Below are 14,552 nucleotides of genomic sequence, written 5' to 3' on the forward strand. Positions count from 1 at the left end.
CATGGCAGGCGCCCAGGACGTGGTGCACGCGCTCGCGCACGCGGGCCGCACGGTGGCGACGGGGGAGTCCCTCACCGCCGGCCTGCTGGCCGCGCGCCTGGCCGACGTCCCCGGGGCGTCGGCCGTGCTGCACGGTGGCGTGGTGGCCTACCAGAACGCCGTGAAGACCGGCCTGCTGGGTGTGCCCGAGGACCTGCTCACGCGGGTCGGGGCGGTGGACGCGGACGTGGCCCGACGGATGGCCCTCGGCGCCCGGGCGGCCCTGGGCGCCGACGTCGGCGTGGCCACCACGGGCGTCGCCGGGCCCGAGCCCCACCAGGGCCGGCCGGTGGGCACCGTGTGGCTCGGCCTGGCCGTGCCCGACGCGGACGCGAACGCGTTGGACGTGCTCGGCGGCGAGCGCGACGGCGCGGCCACCGCGATCCTCCTCCGGCTCGACGGCGACCGGGCCGCGATCCGGGAGGCCACCGTCGCCGCGGCGCTGCAGGCCCTGACGCACCTGCTCGCCGGCCCCGGCCACTGAGGCTGCATGGGGGCGCCGACCGACCCGCCTCGGCGCCCCGTCCCTGGTGCCGGCCCGCCCCGCCGCGTAGGTTCGGCGCGATGGAGACCGCATCGCCTCCCACCCCGCCCGAGCATGCACCGCAGGACGGCGACGACGCCCCGGGCCCCCGCGTCATCGGCCTCGTGGCCGACCCGGGCACCCCGTGGGCTCTCGTGCGCCGCATCGCCGGGGACGTCGAGGACCGGCTCGACGAACGCCTGCCGCAGCCCGGCGGCTGGCGGGTCGAGACGCGGCAGGAGTCGCTGCCGGTCGGTGCGACCGGGGGCATGGTCCTGGAGGAGCCGGTCCGCTCCCTCGCAGACGGGCAGGGATGGGACACGGTGGTCGCCGTCGTCGACCTGCCCCGGTTCGACGACCGGCGCGGCGTGGTGGCGGACGTCGTGCCGCAGCTGCGGGTCGGCGTCGTGTGCGTCCCGGCGCTGGGGGTCATCACCCCGGCCCGCCGGCTGCGGGAGACGGTGCTGCGGATCGTCGAGCACATCGACACCGCCCCCCACGTGGACCCGCCGGACGGGGAGCTGGACGTGCAGTCCTCCGACGAGTCCGGCGAGGTGGAGGAGGACGACGGCCCGTCCCCGACGGACGAGCCCCCCGAGCCCGACACGGCCGCACTGCGGGGCATCGCCCCCCTGGTCGACGTCGACGCGGACGTGACCACGACCACCCGGATGGGCGGCGGGTCCCGGCGCACGTCCACGGTGTACGTGAAGGGCTGGACGGGCACGCTGCGTCTGCTGGCCGGGATGGTGATGGCCAACCGGCCGCTGCTCATGCCGCGGGACATGACGTTCACGATCGCCTCGGCCAGCGCGGCCGGTGCCTACGGCGTGTTCTTCGGCTCCATCTGGGTGCTCTCCAGCGTGATGTCCCCGGTGCGGCTCGCGGCGGTCAGCGTGCTGTCCGTGGTGCTGCTGGTGGCGTGGCTGGTCACCACGAACGGCCTGTGGACGCACGGTGCGACCCACCGGCACAGCTCGCGGCTGGACAACCTCTCCACCGTGCTCACCGTCGGTCTGGCCTGCACCGTCGTCTACGTGCTGCTCTTCGTCACGCTGCTGCTGGTCGCGCTCATGATCATCCCCGTGGAGTATCTGGAGGAGGAGCTCGACCAGCCCGGCGGCGTGCGCGACTACGTGCGGCTCGTGTGGCTCGCGGCGTCGATGGGCACGATGGCCGGGGCCGTCGGCTCGAGCCTGGACGACTCCGACCGCATCCGGAACGCCACGTACTCCCTGCGGGAACGACATCGGCGCTCGGAGCGGCACGAGGGCGACGGGGCCGCCGAGGGCCCGACGGCGGAGGAGACCATGTCTCGGGAATGAACGCGACCCCGCCCGACGTTGAATGTAACGAGTCAAGAAGAGTGCCCCGGCGGGATCAGGCCCGCGGCCCGGCGCCCTTCAGGAAAAGTCCAGGAGCAGGCGATAGACATGATGCGACATCCCGTCCATTCCCACGGAATCACGCGCTGGGTCGATGACCAGCCCCGTCCCCGCGCGGCCGCCCCCGACATCAAGGAGCGCAGCATGCCCCTCCTCCGCCACGAGATCGGCGACGTCCTGCGCGACGTCCGGCAGCTCCAGGGCCGCACCCTGCGCGAGGTCTCGCACGACGCCCGTGTCTCGCTCGGCTACCTGTCGGAGGTGGAGCGCGGCCAGAAGGAGGCCTCCTCCGAGCTGCTGGCCTCGATCTGCCAGGCGCTGGACATCCCGCTGTCCTACCTGCTGCGGGAGGTCTCGGACCGGCTCGTGGAGCAGGAGGGCATGGTCGTCCCGGACACCCTGCCGGACGACCTCACGGACCCCAGCCTGGGCTCGCTGGCCGGCCGCTGACCCCGCCACACCCACGGCGCGGGCGCCCCGTCTCGGGGCGCCCGCGCCGTCTGCGTCCCCGTCCCTGACCCCGCGACCGACCACAGAGAGGACCGCCCGTGCGCGAGAGCGAGTTCCGCCGGCTGATGGACGAGGAGTTCGGCCCCGCCCGGGCCGGCCTCGTGGCCGACTCCCTGCACCTGCCCGGCCTGGACACCACCGCGACGGCGGCGCTCGCCGCCGGCGTGGACCCGCGGCGGGTCTGGCTGGCGGTCTGCGACCTGCATGAGATCCCCCAGGAGCGGCGTCTCGGTCGGGACGTGCCGCCGAAACGCTGACGCCGCGACGCGCTGGCGGGGCACTGCCCCTGTTCGAACACGTGTTCGAAGAATGCGGTAGAGTCCTGCACAGCAGTGCGACGGGGTGATCTCGTGCACAGGCGGGGCCGGCCACGCTTATCGTGTCCGCCGCCCCCCGTAGATTCACGGACATGACCGAGGCGGGCGCTCCAGCGTCCGCGGCAGCACCACCAGAGCTAGGGGTGAAGGATGAGCAAGGTGACGGATCGCGAGAAGGCCCTCGAGGCCGCTCTCGCCCAGATCGACAAGCAGTTCGGCAAGGGTTCCGTCATGCGGCTGGGGGACCAGACCCAGGCACCCGTCGAGGTCATCCCCACGGGCTCGGTGGCCATGGACGTGGCCCTGGGCATCGGCGGCCTGCCGCGCGGCCGCGTGGTGGAGATCTACGGCCCGGAGTCCTCGGGCAAGACCACCCTGGCCCTGCACGCGGTGGCCAACGCGCAGCGCAACGGCGGCATCGCGGCCTTCATCGACGCGGAGCACGCCCTGGACCCGGTCTACGCCCGCCAGCTCGGGGTGGACACGGACGCCCTGCTGGTCAGCCAGCCGGACACCGGCGAGCAGGCCCTGGAGATCATGGACATGCTCGTCTCCTCGGGCACCCTGGACATCGTCGTCATCGACTCCGTGGCCGCGCTGACCCCGCGCGCCGAGATCGAGGGCGAGATGGGCGACTCCCACGTCGGCCTGCAGGCCCGCCTCATGTCCCAGGCGCTGCGCAAGGTGACCGGCCGCCTGCACCAGACCAAGACCACGGCCATCTTCATCAACCAGCTGCGCGAGAAGATCGGCGTGTTCTTCGGCTCCCCGGAGACCACCACGGGCGGCAAGGCGCTCAAGTTCTATGCGTCCGTGCGCATCGACGTCCGCCGCATCGAGACCCTCAAGGAGGCCGGCAACCCCGTCGGCAACCGCACCCGCGTGAAGATCGTCAAGAACAAGATGGCCCCGCCCTTCAAGCAGGCCGAGTTCGACATCCTCTACGGGGTCGGCATCTCCCGCGAGGGCGGCCTGATCGACATGGGTGTCGAGGAGGGCATCGTCAAGAAGTCCGGCGCGTGGTTCACCTATGACGGGGACCAGCTCGGGCAGGGCAAGGAGAACGCCCGTCGCTTCCTCCGGGACAACCCGGACCTCGCCAACGAGATCGAGGAGCGCATCCTCACGAAGCTCGGCATCGGCGTGGCCCCGGAGGCCGAGGACGACGAGGCCCCGGCCCTGACCGCGGTTCCGGGGGACACCGCGGCCGGATGACCCGATCGCGCAGGAACGTCGGAGGCGGGGCCGCCCACCGGTCGGAGACGACCGGCCGGAGCGGCTCCGCCTCCGGTGCGTCCGCGTTCGACGACGCCCGGGACTCGGACGTGGGCCGGATGTGGCTCGACCTGGCCGGCGCACCGGAGCCGACGTCGTCCGACGCGGACGCCGCGCGGGACGCCGTGCCCGCGCGCGACGCCGGAACCCCCGCGGGGGACGGCTCGGATCCCGCCCCCGGCGCGGCACCGGATCTCGGGGCCCTGCTGACTCGCGCGAGCGATCTGCCCAGTCCCGCGCCCGGCGCCGGGCCCCGTGCGCTGCCCTGGTCCGGGCGCGAGGACACCCGGGCGGACATCGAGCGCCGGGGCCGGAAGCGGGCCACCACGCCCCCGCGGCGTGGCCGTCCTCGCGACGAGGGACGCCCGGCCGTGGATCCCCGCCCCGCCGTCGAGACCGACCGCCCCCGACGTCGCCCCGGCCCGGCGCCCCTGCCCACCGCACCGCGTGAGCGCGAGGAGGCCGCACGCGAGGTCGTCCTGCGCCAGCTCGCCCTGGGCCCCCGCTCCCGCGGCCAGCTCGAACGCAAGCTCGCCGAGCGCCAGGCCGAGCCCGAGCTGATCGAGCGCGTCCTCGACCGCTTCGAGGAGGTGCGCCTCGTGGATGACGCCGCCTTCGCCGAGGTCTGGGTCCGCAGCCGTCACCGAAGCAAGGGCCTGGCGCGCCGTGCCCTCGGGCACGAGCTCCAGCAGAAGGGCGTGGACCGGGAGATCGCCGCCGAGGCGCTCGAGGCCATCGACGGCGAGGACGAACGGGCCGCCGCCCTCGACCTCGTGCGCCGACGGCTGCGGGGCCGCACCGTCCCCGGCGGTGCCTCGCCGGAGGCCCGGGCCGAGCGGGACAAGGTGACCCGCCGCCTCGTCGGCATGCTGGGACGCAAGGGCTACGGCGGCGGCCTCGCGTTCGCCGTCGTGAAGGAGGTCCTCGCCGAGCACGAGGAGTGAGCGGACCCGGGCCGCGCCCGGAGTTCCTAGAATGGTGCGGTGACTCTGACGGACCCCACCCCCCGCACCACCCCGCTCGCGCAGGACGGCGCCGCCGCGCGCCCGCACGAGGGCCTGACCTATGAGGTCCGCACCTTCGGCTGCCAGATGAACGTGCACGACTCCGAGCGCATCTCCGGCCTGCTCGAGTCCACCGGCTACGCCCCGGTCGCCGAGGACGCCCAGGCCGACCTCGTGGTCTTCAACACGTGCGCGGTCCGCGAGAACGCGGACAACCGCCTGTACGGCAACCTCGGCAACCTGCGTGCGGTGAAGGACGCGCACCCGGGCATGCAGATCGCCGTCGGCGGGTGCCTCGCCCAGAAGGACCAGGCCGCCATCCAGCGCAGGGCCCCGTGGGTGGACGTCGTCTTCGGCACCCACAACATCGGCTCCCTGCCCGTGCTGCTGGAGCGCTCGCGCCACAACGCCGAGGCCGAGATCGAGATCCTCGAGTCGCTCGAGGTGTTCCCCTCCACCCTGCCCACCAAGCGCGACTCCACCCACTCCGGCTGGGTGTCCATCTCCGTGGGCTGCAACAACACGTGCACGTTCTGCATCGTCCCGTCGCTGCGCGGCAAGGAGAAGGACCGCCGCCCCGGGGAGATCCTCGCCGAGGTGCAGGCGCTCGTCGACGCCGGCGCCGTCGAGGTCACGCTGCTGGGCCAGAACGTGAACACCTACGGCGTCGAGTTCGGCGACCGCGGCGCGTTCGCCAAGCTGCTGCGCGCGTGCGGGGAGATCGAGGGCCTCGAACGCGTCCGCTTCACCAGCCCCCACCCGGCCGCGTTCACGGACGACGTCATCGACGCGATGGCCGAGACCCCCAACGTCATGCCGCAGCTGCACATGCCCCTGCAGTCGGGCTCGGACAAGGTGCTCAAGGACATGCGCCGCTCCTACCGGTCCGCGAAGTTCCTGCGGATCCTGGAGAAGGTGCGCGAGCGCATCCCGCACGCCGCCATCACCACGGACATCATCGTCGGCTTCCCCGGGGAGACCGAGGAGGACTTCGCCGAGACGATGCGCGTGGTCGAGGCCTCCCGCTTCTCCTCCGCGTTCACCTTCCAGTACTCCATCCGCCCCGGGACCCCCGCCGGGGAGATGGACCACCAGGTGCCCAAGGCCGTCGTCCAGGAGCGCTTCGAGCGCCTCGTGGCCCTGCAGGACCGGATCTCGGCCGAGGAGATGGCCACGCTCGTCGGCACCCGCCAGGAGCTGCTCGTCACCGCCGACTCCGGCTCCAAGGCCGCGGAGCGCGGCCGCCTGTCCGGGCGCGCACCCGACAACCGGCTCGTGCACTTCTCCGTGCCCGCCGGCGCCGAGACCCCCCGCCCCGGCGACTTCGTCACCGTGACGGTCACCGAGGCCCACCCGTTCTTCGCCGTCGCCGACCCGACCGCACAGGACTACGTCCTGCGCCGCTCCCGCGCCGGCGATGCGTGGGACCGCGCCCAGGCCGAATCGTGCGGCGCGCCGGCCCCCGGCACGGCGGGCGGCTCCGGTGCCACGAGCCTCGGCATGCCGACCCTGCGCCCGCGGTCCTGATGCCCGCCGCCGCGGCCCGGCCGCCCGTCGTCGCCGTCGTCGGGGCGACGGCGACGGGCAAGTCCGCCCTCGCCGTCGCCCTGGCGCACGCGCTGGACGGCGAGGTGGTCAACGGGGACGCCCTGCAGTTCTACCGGGGGATGGACGTGGGCACGGCGAAGGTCACCCCGGCTGAACGCGAGGGCGTCCCGCACCATCTGCTGGACGTGCTCGACGTCGGCCAGGAGGCCTCGGTGGCGGCCTTCCAGTCCGCGGCCCGCGACCTGTTCGACCAGATCCGCGCGCGGGGTCGGACCCCGATCCTCGTGGGCGGCTCCGGGCTGTACGTGCGGGCGGCGCTGGACGTGCTCGACTTCCCGCCCACGGACCCGGCGCTGCGGACCGAGCTGGAGGCGCGCGCGCAGCGGGAGGGCCTGGCCGGGCTGAGGGCCGAGCTGGCCGCCCTGGACCCGGTCTCGGCGGAGCGGCTGCAGGACGCTCGCCGCATCGTGCGCGCGCTGGAGGTGTGCCGGCTGACGGGCCGTCCGTTCTCCGCGTTCATGCCGGAGCGCACGTACGCCCCGGAGGTCGCCCCCGTGGTGCAGCTCGGCCTGCGCCTGGACCGGTCCGAGCTGCACCAGCGGATCGCGGCCCGGGTGGAGCGCATGCTGGCCGAGGGTCTGCTGGACGAGGTCCGCCGCCTCGACGTCCCCGGGCCGGACGGGCTGCGGCAGGGACCGACCGCGTCCCGCGCGATCGGCTACGCCCAGATGCTCGCCGTCCTCGACGGCGAGCTCACCGAGGCGGAGGCGGCCGAGCAGACCGTCGTGGCCACGCGCCGGTTCGCCCGACGCCAGGAGACCTGGTTCCGGGCCGACCCACGCGTCGTCTGGCTCGACGCGCAGGGCGAGGACATCGTGGCGGAGGCGCTCGCCGTCGTCGCCGGGGACGCCACCTAGACTGGGCCCATGACCGAGCAGCCCGCGGCGCCCGCCGCCCAGGACCCCCTCCACGCGAGCGCGCCGCGCGTGCCGTTCACGAAGGGCCATGGCACGGGCAACGACTTCGTGCTGATCGCCGACCCGGACGGCAACACGCAGCTCGACGCTCAGCGCGTCGCACGGCTGGCTGACCGGCACCGGGGGATCGGCGCCGACGGCGTCATCCGCGCCGTGCGGTCCGCGCGTCTGCCGGAGGGTGCGGCGCTGCTCGCCGAGCACCCCGAGGCCGAGTGGTTCATGGACTACCGCAACGGCGACGGCTCGATCGCCGAGATGTGCGGCAACGGGGTGCGCGTCTTCGTGCACTTCCTGGTCGAGAAGGGCCTCGTGGACCTGGCCCCCGGCCGGGCGATCACCATCGGCACGCGCGCCGGTGTGAAGGCCGTGACCCGGCTCGAGCACGGCTACGCGATCGACATGGGCCCCTGGTCGTACCTCGACCCCGAGCTGGCGGAGGAGGCGGCGTCGGACTCGATGGTCCTCGCCCACGGCCTCACCGATCCGCGTCCGGCGCTGAGCATCTCGATGGGCAACCCCCACACCGTGGTCCCGCTGGCCTCCTTCGCCGACCTGCAGGGGCTGGACCTGGGCCGCGCCCCCGAGGTGGACCCCGCCCCGCCGCACGGGACGAACGTCGAGTTCGTGGCCGCGCACGAGCCGCTCGTGCGCGAGAGCGTCGGCCGCGTGCGGATGCGCGTGCACGAGCGCGGGGTGGGCGAGACCCAGTCCTGCGGGACGGGCGCGTGCGCGGCGGCTGTGGCGATGCGCGCATGGTCGGGCGACCAGGGCTCGGACTCGTGGCTCGTCGAGGTGCCCGGCGGCGTGCTGGCCGTGGATGTCGTGCCGGGCCCGGAGGGGGCCGAGCACGTGGTCCTCTCGGGGCCGGCCGAGCTCGTCTTCGACGGCGAACTCACCGCCTGACCGCTTTCGTTCGGGAAACGGCGGGCCACGAACCGCTGTCGTTCGGGAAACGGCGCCTCAGCGCGCCCGCGCCACCCGCAGGATCCGGAAGCCCTTGACGCTGTCCGCCCGCTCCGCGGTGAACCGGCTGGGCGCGCGCTCCTCGAGCATCCGGCCGATCCACGGCAGCAGCGAGTCCGCGCCGAGGTTCTTCTGCACCACCAGCCAGGCCTCGCCGCCGGGGGCCAGGCGCGGCAGCCACCGCTCCAGCAGGGCGTGCAGCGCCGGCTTGCCGATCCGGATGGGCGGGTTGGACCAGATGAGGTCGAACTCCGCGCCCTCGGGGACGTCCTCCGGCCGCAGTGCCACGAGATTGTCGAGACCCAGCGCCGCGGCGTTGTCGCGGGTCAGCTGCAGGGAGCGGTCGTTGACCTCGACGGCGGTCACCTCCGCCTCGGGCGACCGCAGCGCCAGCGTGAGGGCGATCGGTCCCCAGCCCGCGCCGACGTCGAGGAACCGGCCCCTCGCCGGCGGCGCGGGCACGGCCGAGAACAGGGCCGCGGTGCCCTTGTCCAGACCGTCCGGGGAGAAGATCCCGTTGGCCGTCTGGACCTCGACGTCGCGGCCGGCCAGGCGTGTCCGCACGGTGCGCCGCCGCTCGGGTGCAGAGGGGTCGGCGTCGAAGTAGTGGGATGCGGAGCTCACGGCGACCATGGTAGCCAGCGGGTCGTCGCGGCCCTCAGCCCGACGGCGGCCCGGCCAGGTCCGAGAGGATCGCGCGCACGGCGTCGCGCCCGGCGCGGTTGGCCCCGACCGTGGACTGGGAGGGCCCGTAGCCGAGCAGGAACAGGCGCGGCTCGTCCAGGGCGCGCCCGCCCGCCACGCGGATGCCGCCGGCGGGCGTGCGCAGCCGCAGGGGAGCGAGGTGCCGGATCGCCGGCCGGAAGCCGGTGGCCCAGAGGATCACGTCCGCCGGTTCGAACGAGCCGTCGGGCATCCGCACCCCGTCCGGCTCGACGGCCGTGAACATGGGGTGGCGCACCAGCACGCCTCGTGTCTCGGCCTCGCGCACCCAGGACGAGCGGTGCATCCCGGTCGCCTCGACCACGGAGCCCGGCGGCAGGCCCGCACGGGTCCGTTCGTCCACCCCGCGCACCGACTCGGCCAGGGCGCCGGGCGCGGCCGAGTCCTGCCACTGCGGCTCGCGGCGGGTCACCCACAGGGTGTCCGCGACCGTGGAGGTCTCGGCCAGCAGCTGCGTCGCCGAGACGCCCATGCCCACGATCACCACCCGCTGCCCGGCGAACTCGTCCCTGGACACGTAGTCATGGGTGTGCAGCTGCCGGCCGCGGAACGAGCGCATCCCGGGCACCGAGGGCCACCGCGGGGACGTCCAGGTGCCGGTCACGTTGACCACGAAGTCCGCCCGCCACGTGCCCGGCGCCCCGTCCGTGCGGACGAAGAACCCGCGCGCACGTCCCGGCTCGCCGATCCGCTCGACGCGCCTCACACGCACGGGCCGCCGGATCGGCAGGGCGAACCGTGCCTCGTAATCGGCGAAGTAGGCCGGCAGCAGGGTGTTGGCGTGCGCGGCCGGGTCGGCCGGCGGCACCGGGTCGCCGGGCAGCTCGTGGATGTGGTTGACGGTGGCCATCGTGAGCGAGTCCCAGCGGTGCTGCCACGCGCCGCCCGGGGCGGTCTCCGCGTCGAGCACCACGAACGTGCCGGGGGCGTCGTCGGGGACGCCGGCGGCGCCGTCGTCGTTCGGACCCAGCCCCACGAAACCGCGGCGGCGCAGGTGGTAGGCGGCGGACAGCCCCGCCTGGCCCGCGCCGATCACGACGACGGTCGCCCGGCCCGTCCGGCCGGGCCGCGGCGGGGCGGGGGAGGGGGACGCGGTCATGCCCGCAGGATACGTGCGCGTCGTCAGCGGACCGGGCGCCGGGGCCCCTGTCGCCCACACGCGCCGCCCGGTACACTCGACGCCCATGTGGATCTTCCTGCGCTGACGCCCCCGCGTCACTGCCCGCCCCCGCCCCCTCGCGCGCCCGCCTCGGATGAGGCCGTCGAGCGCGCCCCGGCACCTGATGGAGATCCCACCATGGACGATGTGGTCCGTCCCTGCACGCCCGCCGACGAGACCTCGTGGCTGCGGTGCCGCGTGCTCACCTTCCCCATGCCGACGGAGCCGCCGCGAGATCGTCGCAGCGCGGCGCCGACCTCCGCCTAACCGGCCGTGCGCGTCACCCGCCACGTCCGCCCCCTGCGGACAGCCGCCTAACGCGTCCGCCGACCCCTCTACCCTGAGACGATCGGGTCGCCCGACCGCGGCGGCCCAGAGGAGACCATGACTGAGAAGAACCAGCACACCCCCGGCCCTCAGGGCGCCCACGGCTCCGAGGACGAGATCCAGGCCGTGATCGACCGCATCCTGGCCGCCGATGACGCTCGCCGCGCCTCCGAGCGCGAGGCGACCGGGCGCGGCTCCGCGGACAGTGTGGTCGCGGACCACGAGGACGCCCCCGACGCCGGCACCCCGGACCGCTCCGGCGCGCTCGCGGGCCGTGCACTCGCCCTGGACGAGGGCGAGGACGGGCACACGGACGCCGACGGTGACCAGGACGAGCTCGCCGCGCGCCACTCCCTCAAGCGCGTGCAGGGTCTGTCCACCGAGCTCGAGGACATGACCGAGGTCGAGTACCGCCAGCTGCGCCTGGAGCGCGTGGTGCTGGCGGGCGTCTGGACCGAGGGCTCCGCGGAGGATGCGGAGAACTCCCTGCGGGAGCTCGCCGCGCTCGCCGAGACCGCGGGCTCGGAGGTGCTCGACGGCGTCATCCAGCGCCGCGCCACCCCGGACCCGGCCACGTTCCTCGGCAAGGGCAAGGCGCAGGAGCTCGCCGAGATCGTGGCGCTCTCCGGTGCGGACACCGTGGTGGTGGACTCCGAGCTCGCCCCGTCTCAGCGTCGCGCGCTGGAGGACGTGGTGCGGGTGAAGGTGATCGACCGGACCGCGCTGATCCTGGACATCTTCGCCCAGCACGCGAGCTCGCGTGAGGGCCGCGCCCAGGTCGAGCTCGCGCAGCTCGAGTACCTGCTGCCGCGCCTGCGCGGCTGGGGCGAGTCCATGTCCCGGCAGGCCGGCGGCCGTGCCGCCGCCGGCGAGGGCATCGGCTCCCGCGGCCCCGGCGAGACCAAGATCGAGCTGGACCGCCGCCGCATCCGCACCCGCATGGCGAAGCTGCGCCGGGACATCGCCGGGATGAAGCCGGCCCGGGAGGCCAAGCGTGCCAACCGTCGTCGCAACCGGGTGCCGTCCGTGGCGATCGCCGGGTACACCAACGCCGGGAAGTCGTCCCTGCTCAACCGCCTCACCCACGCCGGGGTGCTCGTGGAGAACGCCCTGTTCGCCACGCTGGACCCCACCGTGCGCAAGGCCATGACGCCGGACGGCATCGGTTACACCCTCTCGGACACGGTCGGCTTCGTGCGGAACCTGCCCACGCAGCTGGTCGAGGCGTTCCGCTCCACCCTCGAGGAGGTCGCGGACGCGGACGTCATCCTGCACGTCGTGGACGGCTCGCACCCGGATCCCGAGGGCCAGATCGCCGCGGTGCGCTCCGTGTTCGCGGAGGTGGACGCGCACCGGATCCCCGAGATCATCGTGCTGAACAAGGCGGACGCCGCGGACCCGGCCGTCATCGCCCGGATCCGGGCCAAGGAGCCCCACGCCGTGGTGGTCTCCGCGCGCACCGGCGAGGGCATCGACGAGCTCGAGCGCGCCATCGCGGCCACCATCCCGCGGCCTGACGTGCGGCTCGAACTGCTGATCCCGTTCACCCGGGGTGAGCTGGTCTCCCGCCTCCACTCGGCGGACGCGGAGATCCTGGCCGAGGGCTACGAGGAGGGCGGCACCCGCCTGTCCGTGCTGGTCCGTGAGGACATCGCGCCGGACTTCGCCGAGTTCGTCGTGGAGGCGGACGCGTCGTGAGCGACCGGGCGAAGGAAGCCGGGGCGGGCGGCGCGCAGCCACGCACGGAGCACGAGCGCGAGGCGCTGCGCCTCCTGGACGCCGCGGTGCAGGCCACCGGCGGCCAGCACCGCGCGGGTCAGCGGGAGATGGTGCTGCAGGTGGCGCGCGCCCTCGAGTCGCGCCGCCACCTGCTCGTGCAGGCCGGCACCGGCACCGGCAAGTCCCTGGCCTACCTGATCCCCGCGCTCCAGCACGCGATGACGCAGGAGGACCCCGTCGTCGTCGCCACGGCCACGCTCGCACTGCAGGCCCAGATCATGAAGCGGGACGCCCCTCGGCTGGTCGAGGCGCTCAAGGACGAGCTGCCTCGCGAGCCCGTCGTCGCCCTGGTCAAGGGCCGCTCCAACTACCTGTGCCGCCACAAGGTGGACGGCGGCTACCCCGGGGACGAGGGCGAGGAGGCCCTCTTCACGGTCGCCGACGACGGCGGGGTGATCGGCTCCGCCACGGACGGCGCCGCCGGGCCCTCCTCCCTGTTGGGCAAGGAGGTCATGTACCTGCGGGCGTGGGCGGACCAGACCGAGACCGGGGACCGCGACGACCTCGAGGTCCCCGTCACCGACCGCGCGTGGCGGCAGGTCTCCGTCTCCGCGGTCGACTGCCTCGGCGCGTCCCGCTGCCCCCAGGCCGAGGAGTGCTTCTCCGAGCGGGCCCGCGCGGACGCGGCGGACGCGGACGTCGTGGTCACCAACCACGCGATGCTCGCCATCAGCGCCTTCGAGGGGCTCGCGGTGCTGCCGGCGTACTCGGCCGTCGTCGTGGACGAGGCCCACGAGCTGCAGGACCGGGTGACCGGCGCGGTCACGGGGCAGCTGTCCGGGTCGATCGTGCACGGCGCGGCCACCTCGCTGCGCCGCCACACCACGGTGGCCGTGGAGGACCTGATCGAGGCCGGGGCGGCCCTGGACCGCGCGTTCACGGACACCCCGTCCGGCCTGATCGCCGCGGGCCCGGACGAGGTGCAGGAGCAGGCCCTCACCGGCGTCCTCACCGCCGCGCGTCAGTGCCTGTCCGACCTCGGCCAGGACAAGGACAAGGAGGCCGATGCCGACGGCGGACGGCAGATGGCGCGCTCGCGGATCCTCGAGGTCCTCGAGGTGGTGGAGCGCATGCTCGCGGCCCGGCCCGAGGCCGACTTCCCCGAGGTGCTGTGGGCCACCCGCCCCGGCCACTTCGAGCCCGGCGTGGGCTGGCAGCCGGGGGACGAGACCGACCCGCCCCAGCTCTACGTGGCCCCGCTCTCGGTGGCCGGCAAGCTGCGGGAGGGCCTGTTCGGCAAGGCGACGACGGTGCTCACCTCCGCCACGCTCACCGTGGGCTCGGGGGAGCGCCGGTTCGACTCGGTGGCCGGCGACGTGGGCCTGGCCGGCCCGGACGCCCCGAAGTTCGAGGCCCTCGACGTCGGCAGCCCCTTCGACTACCCGCGTCAGGGGGTGCTCTACGTGGCCCGGCACCTGCCCCGGCCCGGCCGGACGGCCTCGCCCGAGTCCCTGGATGAGCTCGAGGCGCTCCTGAGGGCGTCGCGGGGCGGGGCCCTCGGCCTGTTCTCCTCGCGCCGGGCGGCCGAGGACGCCGCCGCCGAGATGCGCCGTCGGCTCGGGCCGAAGACCACGATCCTGTGCCAGGGGGACGCGACCCTCTCCGCCCTCGTGCGCCAGTTCTCCGAGGAGCCGGACACGTCCCTGTTCGGGACCATGAGCCTGTGGCAGGGCGTGGACGTGCCGGGGAACTCGCTGCGGCTCGTGGTGATCGACCGCATCCCGTTCCCGCGGCCGGACGACCCGCTCTCCCAGGCCCGCACCCGGGACGTCGCCCGGCACGGCGGCAACGGGTTCATGCGGATCTCCGCCACGCATGCGGCCGTGCGCATGGCCCAGGGCGCCGGGCGCCTCGTGCGCTCCGTGACGGACCGCGGCGTGGTGGCCGTGCTGGACCCCCGCCTGGCCACCGAGCGGTACGGCGGCTACATCACGAGCGCCCTGCCGGACTTCTGGCGCACCACGGACCGCGACGTCGTCCGCGGGGTGCTGGCACGGCTCGCCTCGGGCGATTGACCTCGCTC

Annotated in this window: 13 protein-coding genes; 11 read left to right on the forward strand and 2 right to left on the reverse strand. The window is 74.4% G+C overall.

Translation table 11 applies throughout. From position 1 onward, the window contains the following. Window position 1: 1 nt before the first annotated feature. From O3T09_RS00420 to dapF, 9 genes are all read left to right on the forward strand, one after another. Window positions 2-523, forward strand: coding sequence for a CinA family protein (locus O3T09_RS00420; protein ID WP_169577768.1), 522 nt, complete (start codon window positions 2-4; stop codon window positions 521-523). An 80-nt stretch (window positions 524-603) separates the two neighbouring features. Beyond that, the gene (locus tag O3T09_RS00425) at window positions 604-1,887 is read left to right on the forward strand and encodes a hypothetical protein (protein ID WP_102708367.1); all 1,284 of its coding nucleotides are present in this window, start codon (window positions 604-606) and stop codon (window positions 1,885-1,887) included. 108 nt (window positions 1,888-1,995) lie between these two features. Next, window positions 1,996-2,397, forward strand: coding sequence for a helix-turn-helix domain-containing protein (locus O3T09_RS00430; protein ID WP_036315027.1), 402 nt, complete (start codon window positions 1,996-1,998; stop codon window positions 2,395-2,397). A 98-nt stretch (window positions 2,398-2,495) separates the two neighbouring features. After that, the gene (locus O3T09_RS00435) at window positions 2,496-2,714 is read left to right on the forward strand and encodes a DUF3046 domain-containing protein (RefSeq protein ID WP_002856506.1); all 219 of its coding nucleotides are present in this window, start codon (window positions 2,496-2,498) and stop codon (window positions 2,712-2,714) included. Window positions 2,715-2,924: 210 nt separating this feature from the next. Further along, a complete protein-coding gene (recA, locus tag O3T09_RS00440) occupies window positions 2,925-3,989 on the forward strand; it encodes a recombinase RecA (RefSeq protein ID WP_070708704.1) in 1,065 nt (354 codons plus the stop codon). Next, the gene (locus O3T09_RS00445; protein ID WP_136939827.1) at window positions 3,986-4,993 is read left to right on the forward strand and encodes a regulatory protein RecX; all 1,008 of its coding nucleotides are present in this window, start codon (window positions 3,986-3,988) and stop codon (window positions 4,991-4,993) included. Before recA ends, O3T09_RS00445 begins: the two co-directional genes overlap by 4 nt. A 39-nt stretch (window positions 4,994-5,032) precedes the next feature. After that, window positions 5,033-6,580 carry a tRNA (N6-isopentenyl adenosine(37)-C2)-methylthiotransferase MiaB gene (miaB, locus tag O3T09_RS00450; protein WP_020628159.1) on the forward strand — a complete coding sequence of 516 codons (1,548 nt, stop codon included), beginning with the start codon at window positions 5,033-5,035 and terminating at the stop codon, window positions 6,578-6,580. Next, window positions 6,580-7,518: a tRNA (adenosine(37)-N6)-dimethylallyltransferase MiaA gene (gene miaA / locus O3T09_RS00455; protein ID WP_043282562.1), complete on the forward strand. Its 939-nt coding sequence runs from the start codon at window positions 6,580-6,582 to the stop codon at window positions 7,516-7,518. Before miaB ends, miaA begins: the two co-directional genes overlap by 1 nt. A gap of 9 nt (window positions 7,519-7,527) precedes the next feature. Beyond that, a complete protein-coding gene (dapF, locus tag O3T09_RS00460) occupies window positions 7,528-8,481 on the forward strand; it encodes a diaminopimelate epimerase (protein WP_020628157.1) in 954 nt (317 codons plus the stop codon). Between the two features lie 57 nt (window positions 8,482-8,538). Here dapF and O3T09_RS00465 read toward each other — a convergent pair whose 3' ends face one another. Both O3T09_RS00465 and O3T09_RS00470 read right to left on the reverse strand, forming a co-directional pair. After that, window positions 8,539-9,174 carry a class I SAM-dependent methyltransferase gene (locus O3T09_RS00465; RefSeq protein WP_020628156.1) on the reverse strand — a complete coding sequence of 212 codons (636 nt, stop codon included), beginning with the start codon at window positions 9,172-9,174 and terminating at the stop codon, window positions 8,539-8,541. A 25-nt stretch (window positions 9,175-9,199) separates the two neighbouring features. Then, complete coding sequence (locus O3T09_RS00470; protein ID WP_020628155.1) at window positions 9,200-10,363, reverse strand: NAD(P)-binding domain-containing protein; 1,164 nt, start codon at window positions 10,361-10,363, stop codon at window positions 9,200-9,202. Between the two features lie 444 nt (window positions 10,364-10,807). Between O3T09_RS00470 and hflX the strand changes: the two genes are divergently transcribed. Both hflX and O3T09_RS00480 read left to right on the forward strand, forming a co-directional pair. Continuing rightward, window positions 10,808-12,448 (forward strand): GTPase HflX, encoded by a 1,641-nt coding sequence (hflX, locus tag O3T09_RS00475; RefSeq protein WP_020628154.1) that lies wholly within the window; start codon window positions 10,808-10,810, stop codon window positions 12,446-12,448. Beyond that, window positions 12,445-14,544, forward strand: coding sequence for an ATP-dependent DNA helicase (locus tag O3T09_RS00480; RefSeq protein ID WP_020628153.1), 2,100 nt, complete (start codon window positions 12,445-12,447; stop codon window positions 14,542-14,544). The genes hflX and O3T09_RS00480 overlap by 4 nt, the downstream gene beginning before the upstream one ends. The last annotated feature ends 8 nt before the right edge of the window (window positions 14,545-14,552 follow it).

The sequence above is a fragment of the Micrococcus sp. H39-S4 genome (genome assembly GCF_027158145.1).
Lineage (GTDB): Bacteria > Actinomycetota > Actinomycetes > Actinomycetales > Micrococcaceae > Micrococcus > Micrococcus luteus.

Bases quoted from the DNA above. Each gene is read 5' to 3' on its own strand.
- O3T09_RS00445 (WP_136939827.1), top strand. From the start codon at position 3,986: ATGACCCGATCGCGCAGGAACGTCGGAGGCGGGGCCGCCCACCGGTCG.
- O3T09_RS00430 (WP_036315027.1), top strand. From the start codon at position 1,996: ATGATGCGACATCCCGTCCATTCCCACGGAATCACGCGCTGGGTCGAT.
- O3T09_RS00420 (WP_169577768.1), top strand. From the start codon at position 2: ATGGCAGGCGCCCAGGACGTGGTGCACGCGCTCGCGCACGCGGGCCGC.
- dapF (WP_020628157.1), top strand. From the start codon at position 7,528: ATGACCGAGCAGCCCGCGGCGCCCGCCGCCCAGGACCCCCTCCACGCG.
- recA (WP_070708704.1), top strand. From the start codon at position 2,925: ATGAGCAAGGTGACGGATCGCGAGAAGGCCCTCGAGGCCGCTCTCGCC.
- miaA (WP_043282562.1), top strand. From the start codon at position 6,580: ATGCCCGCCGCCGCGGCCCGGCCGCCCGTCGTCGCCGTCGTCGGGGCG.
- hflX (WP_020628154.1), top strand. From the start codon at position 10,808: ATGACTGAGAAGAACCAGCACACCCCCGGCCCTCAGGGCGCCCACGGC.
- O3T09_RS00465 (WP_020628156.1), bottom strand. From the start codon at position 9,174: ATGGTCGCCGTGAGCTCCGCATCCCACTACTTCGACGCCGACCCCTCT.
- O3T09_RS00470 (WP_020628155.1), bottom strand. From the start codon at position 10,363: ATGACCGCGTCCCCCTCCCCCGCCCCGCCGCGGCCCGGCCGGACGGGC.
- O3T09_RS00425 (WP_102708367.1), top strand. From the start codon at position 604: ATGGAGACCGCATCGCCTCCCACCCCGCCCGAGCATGCACCGCAGGAC.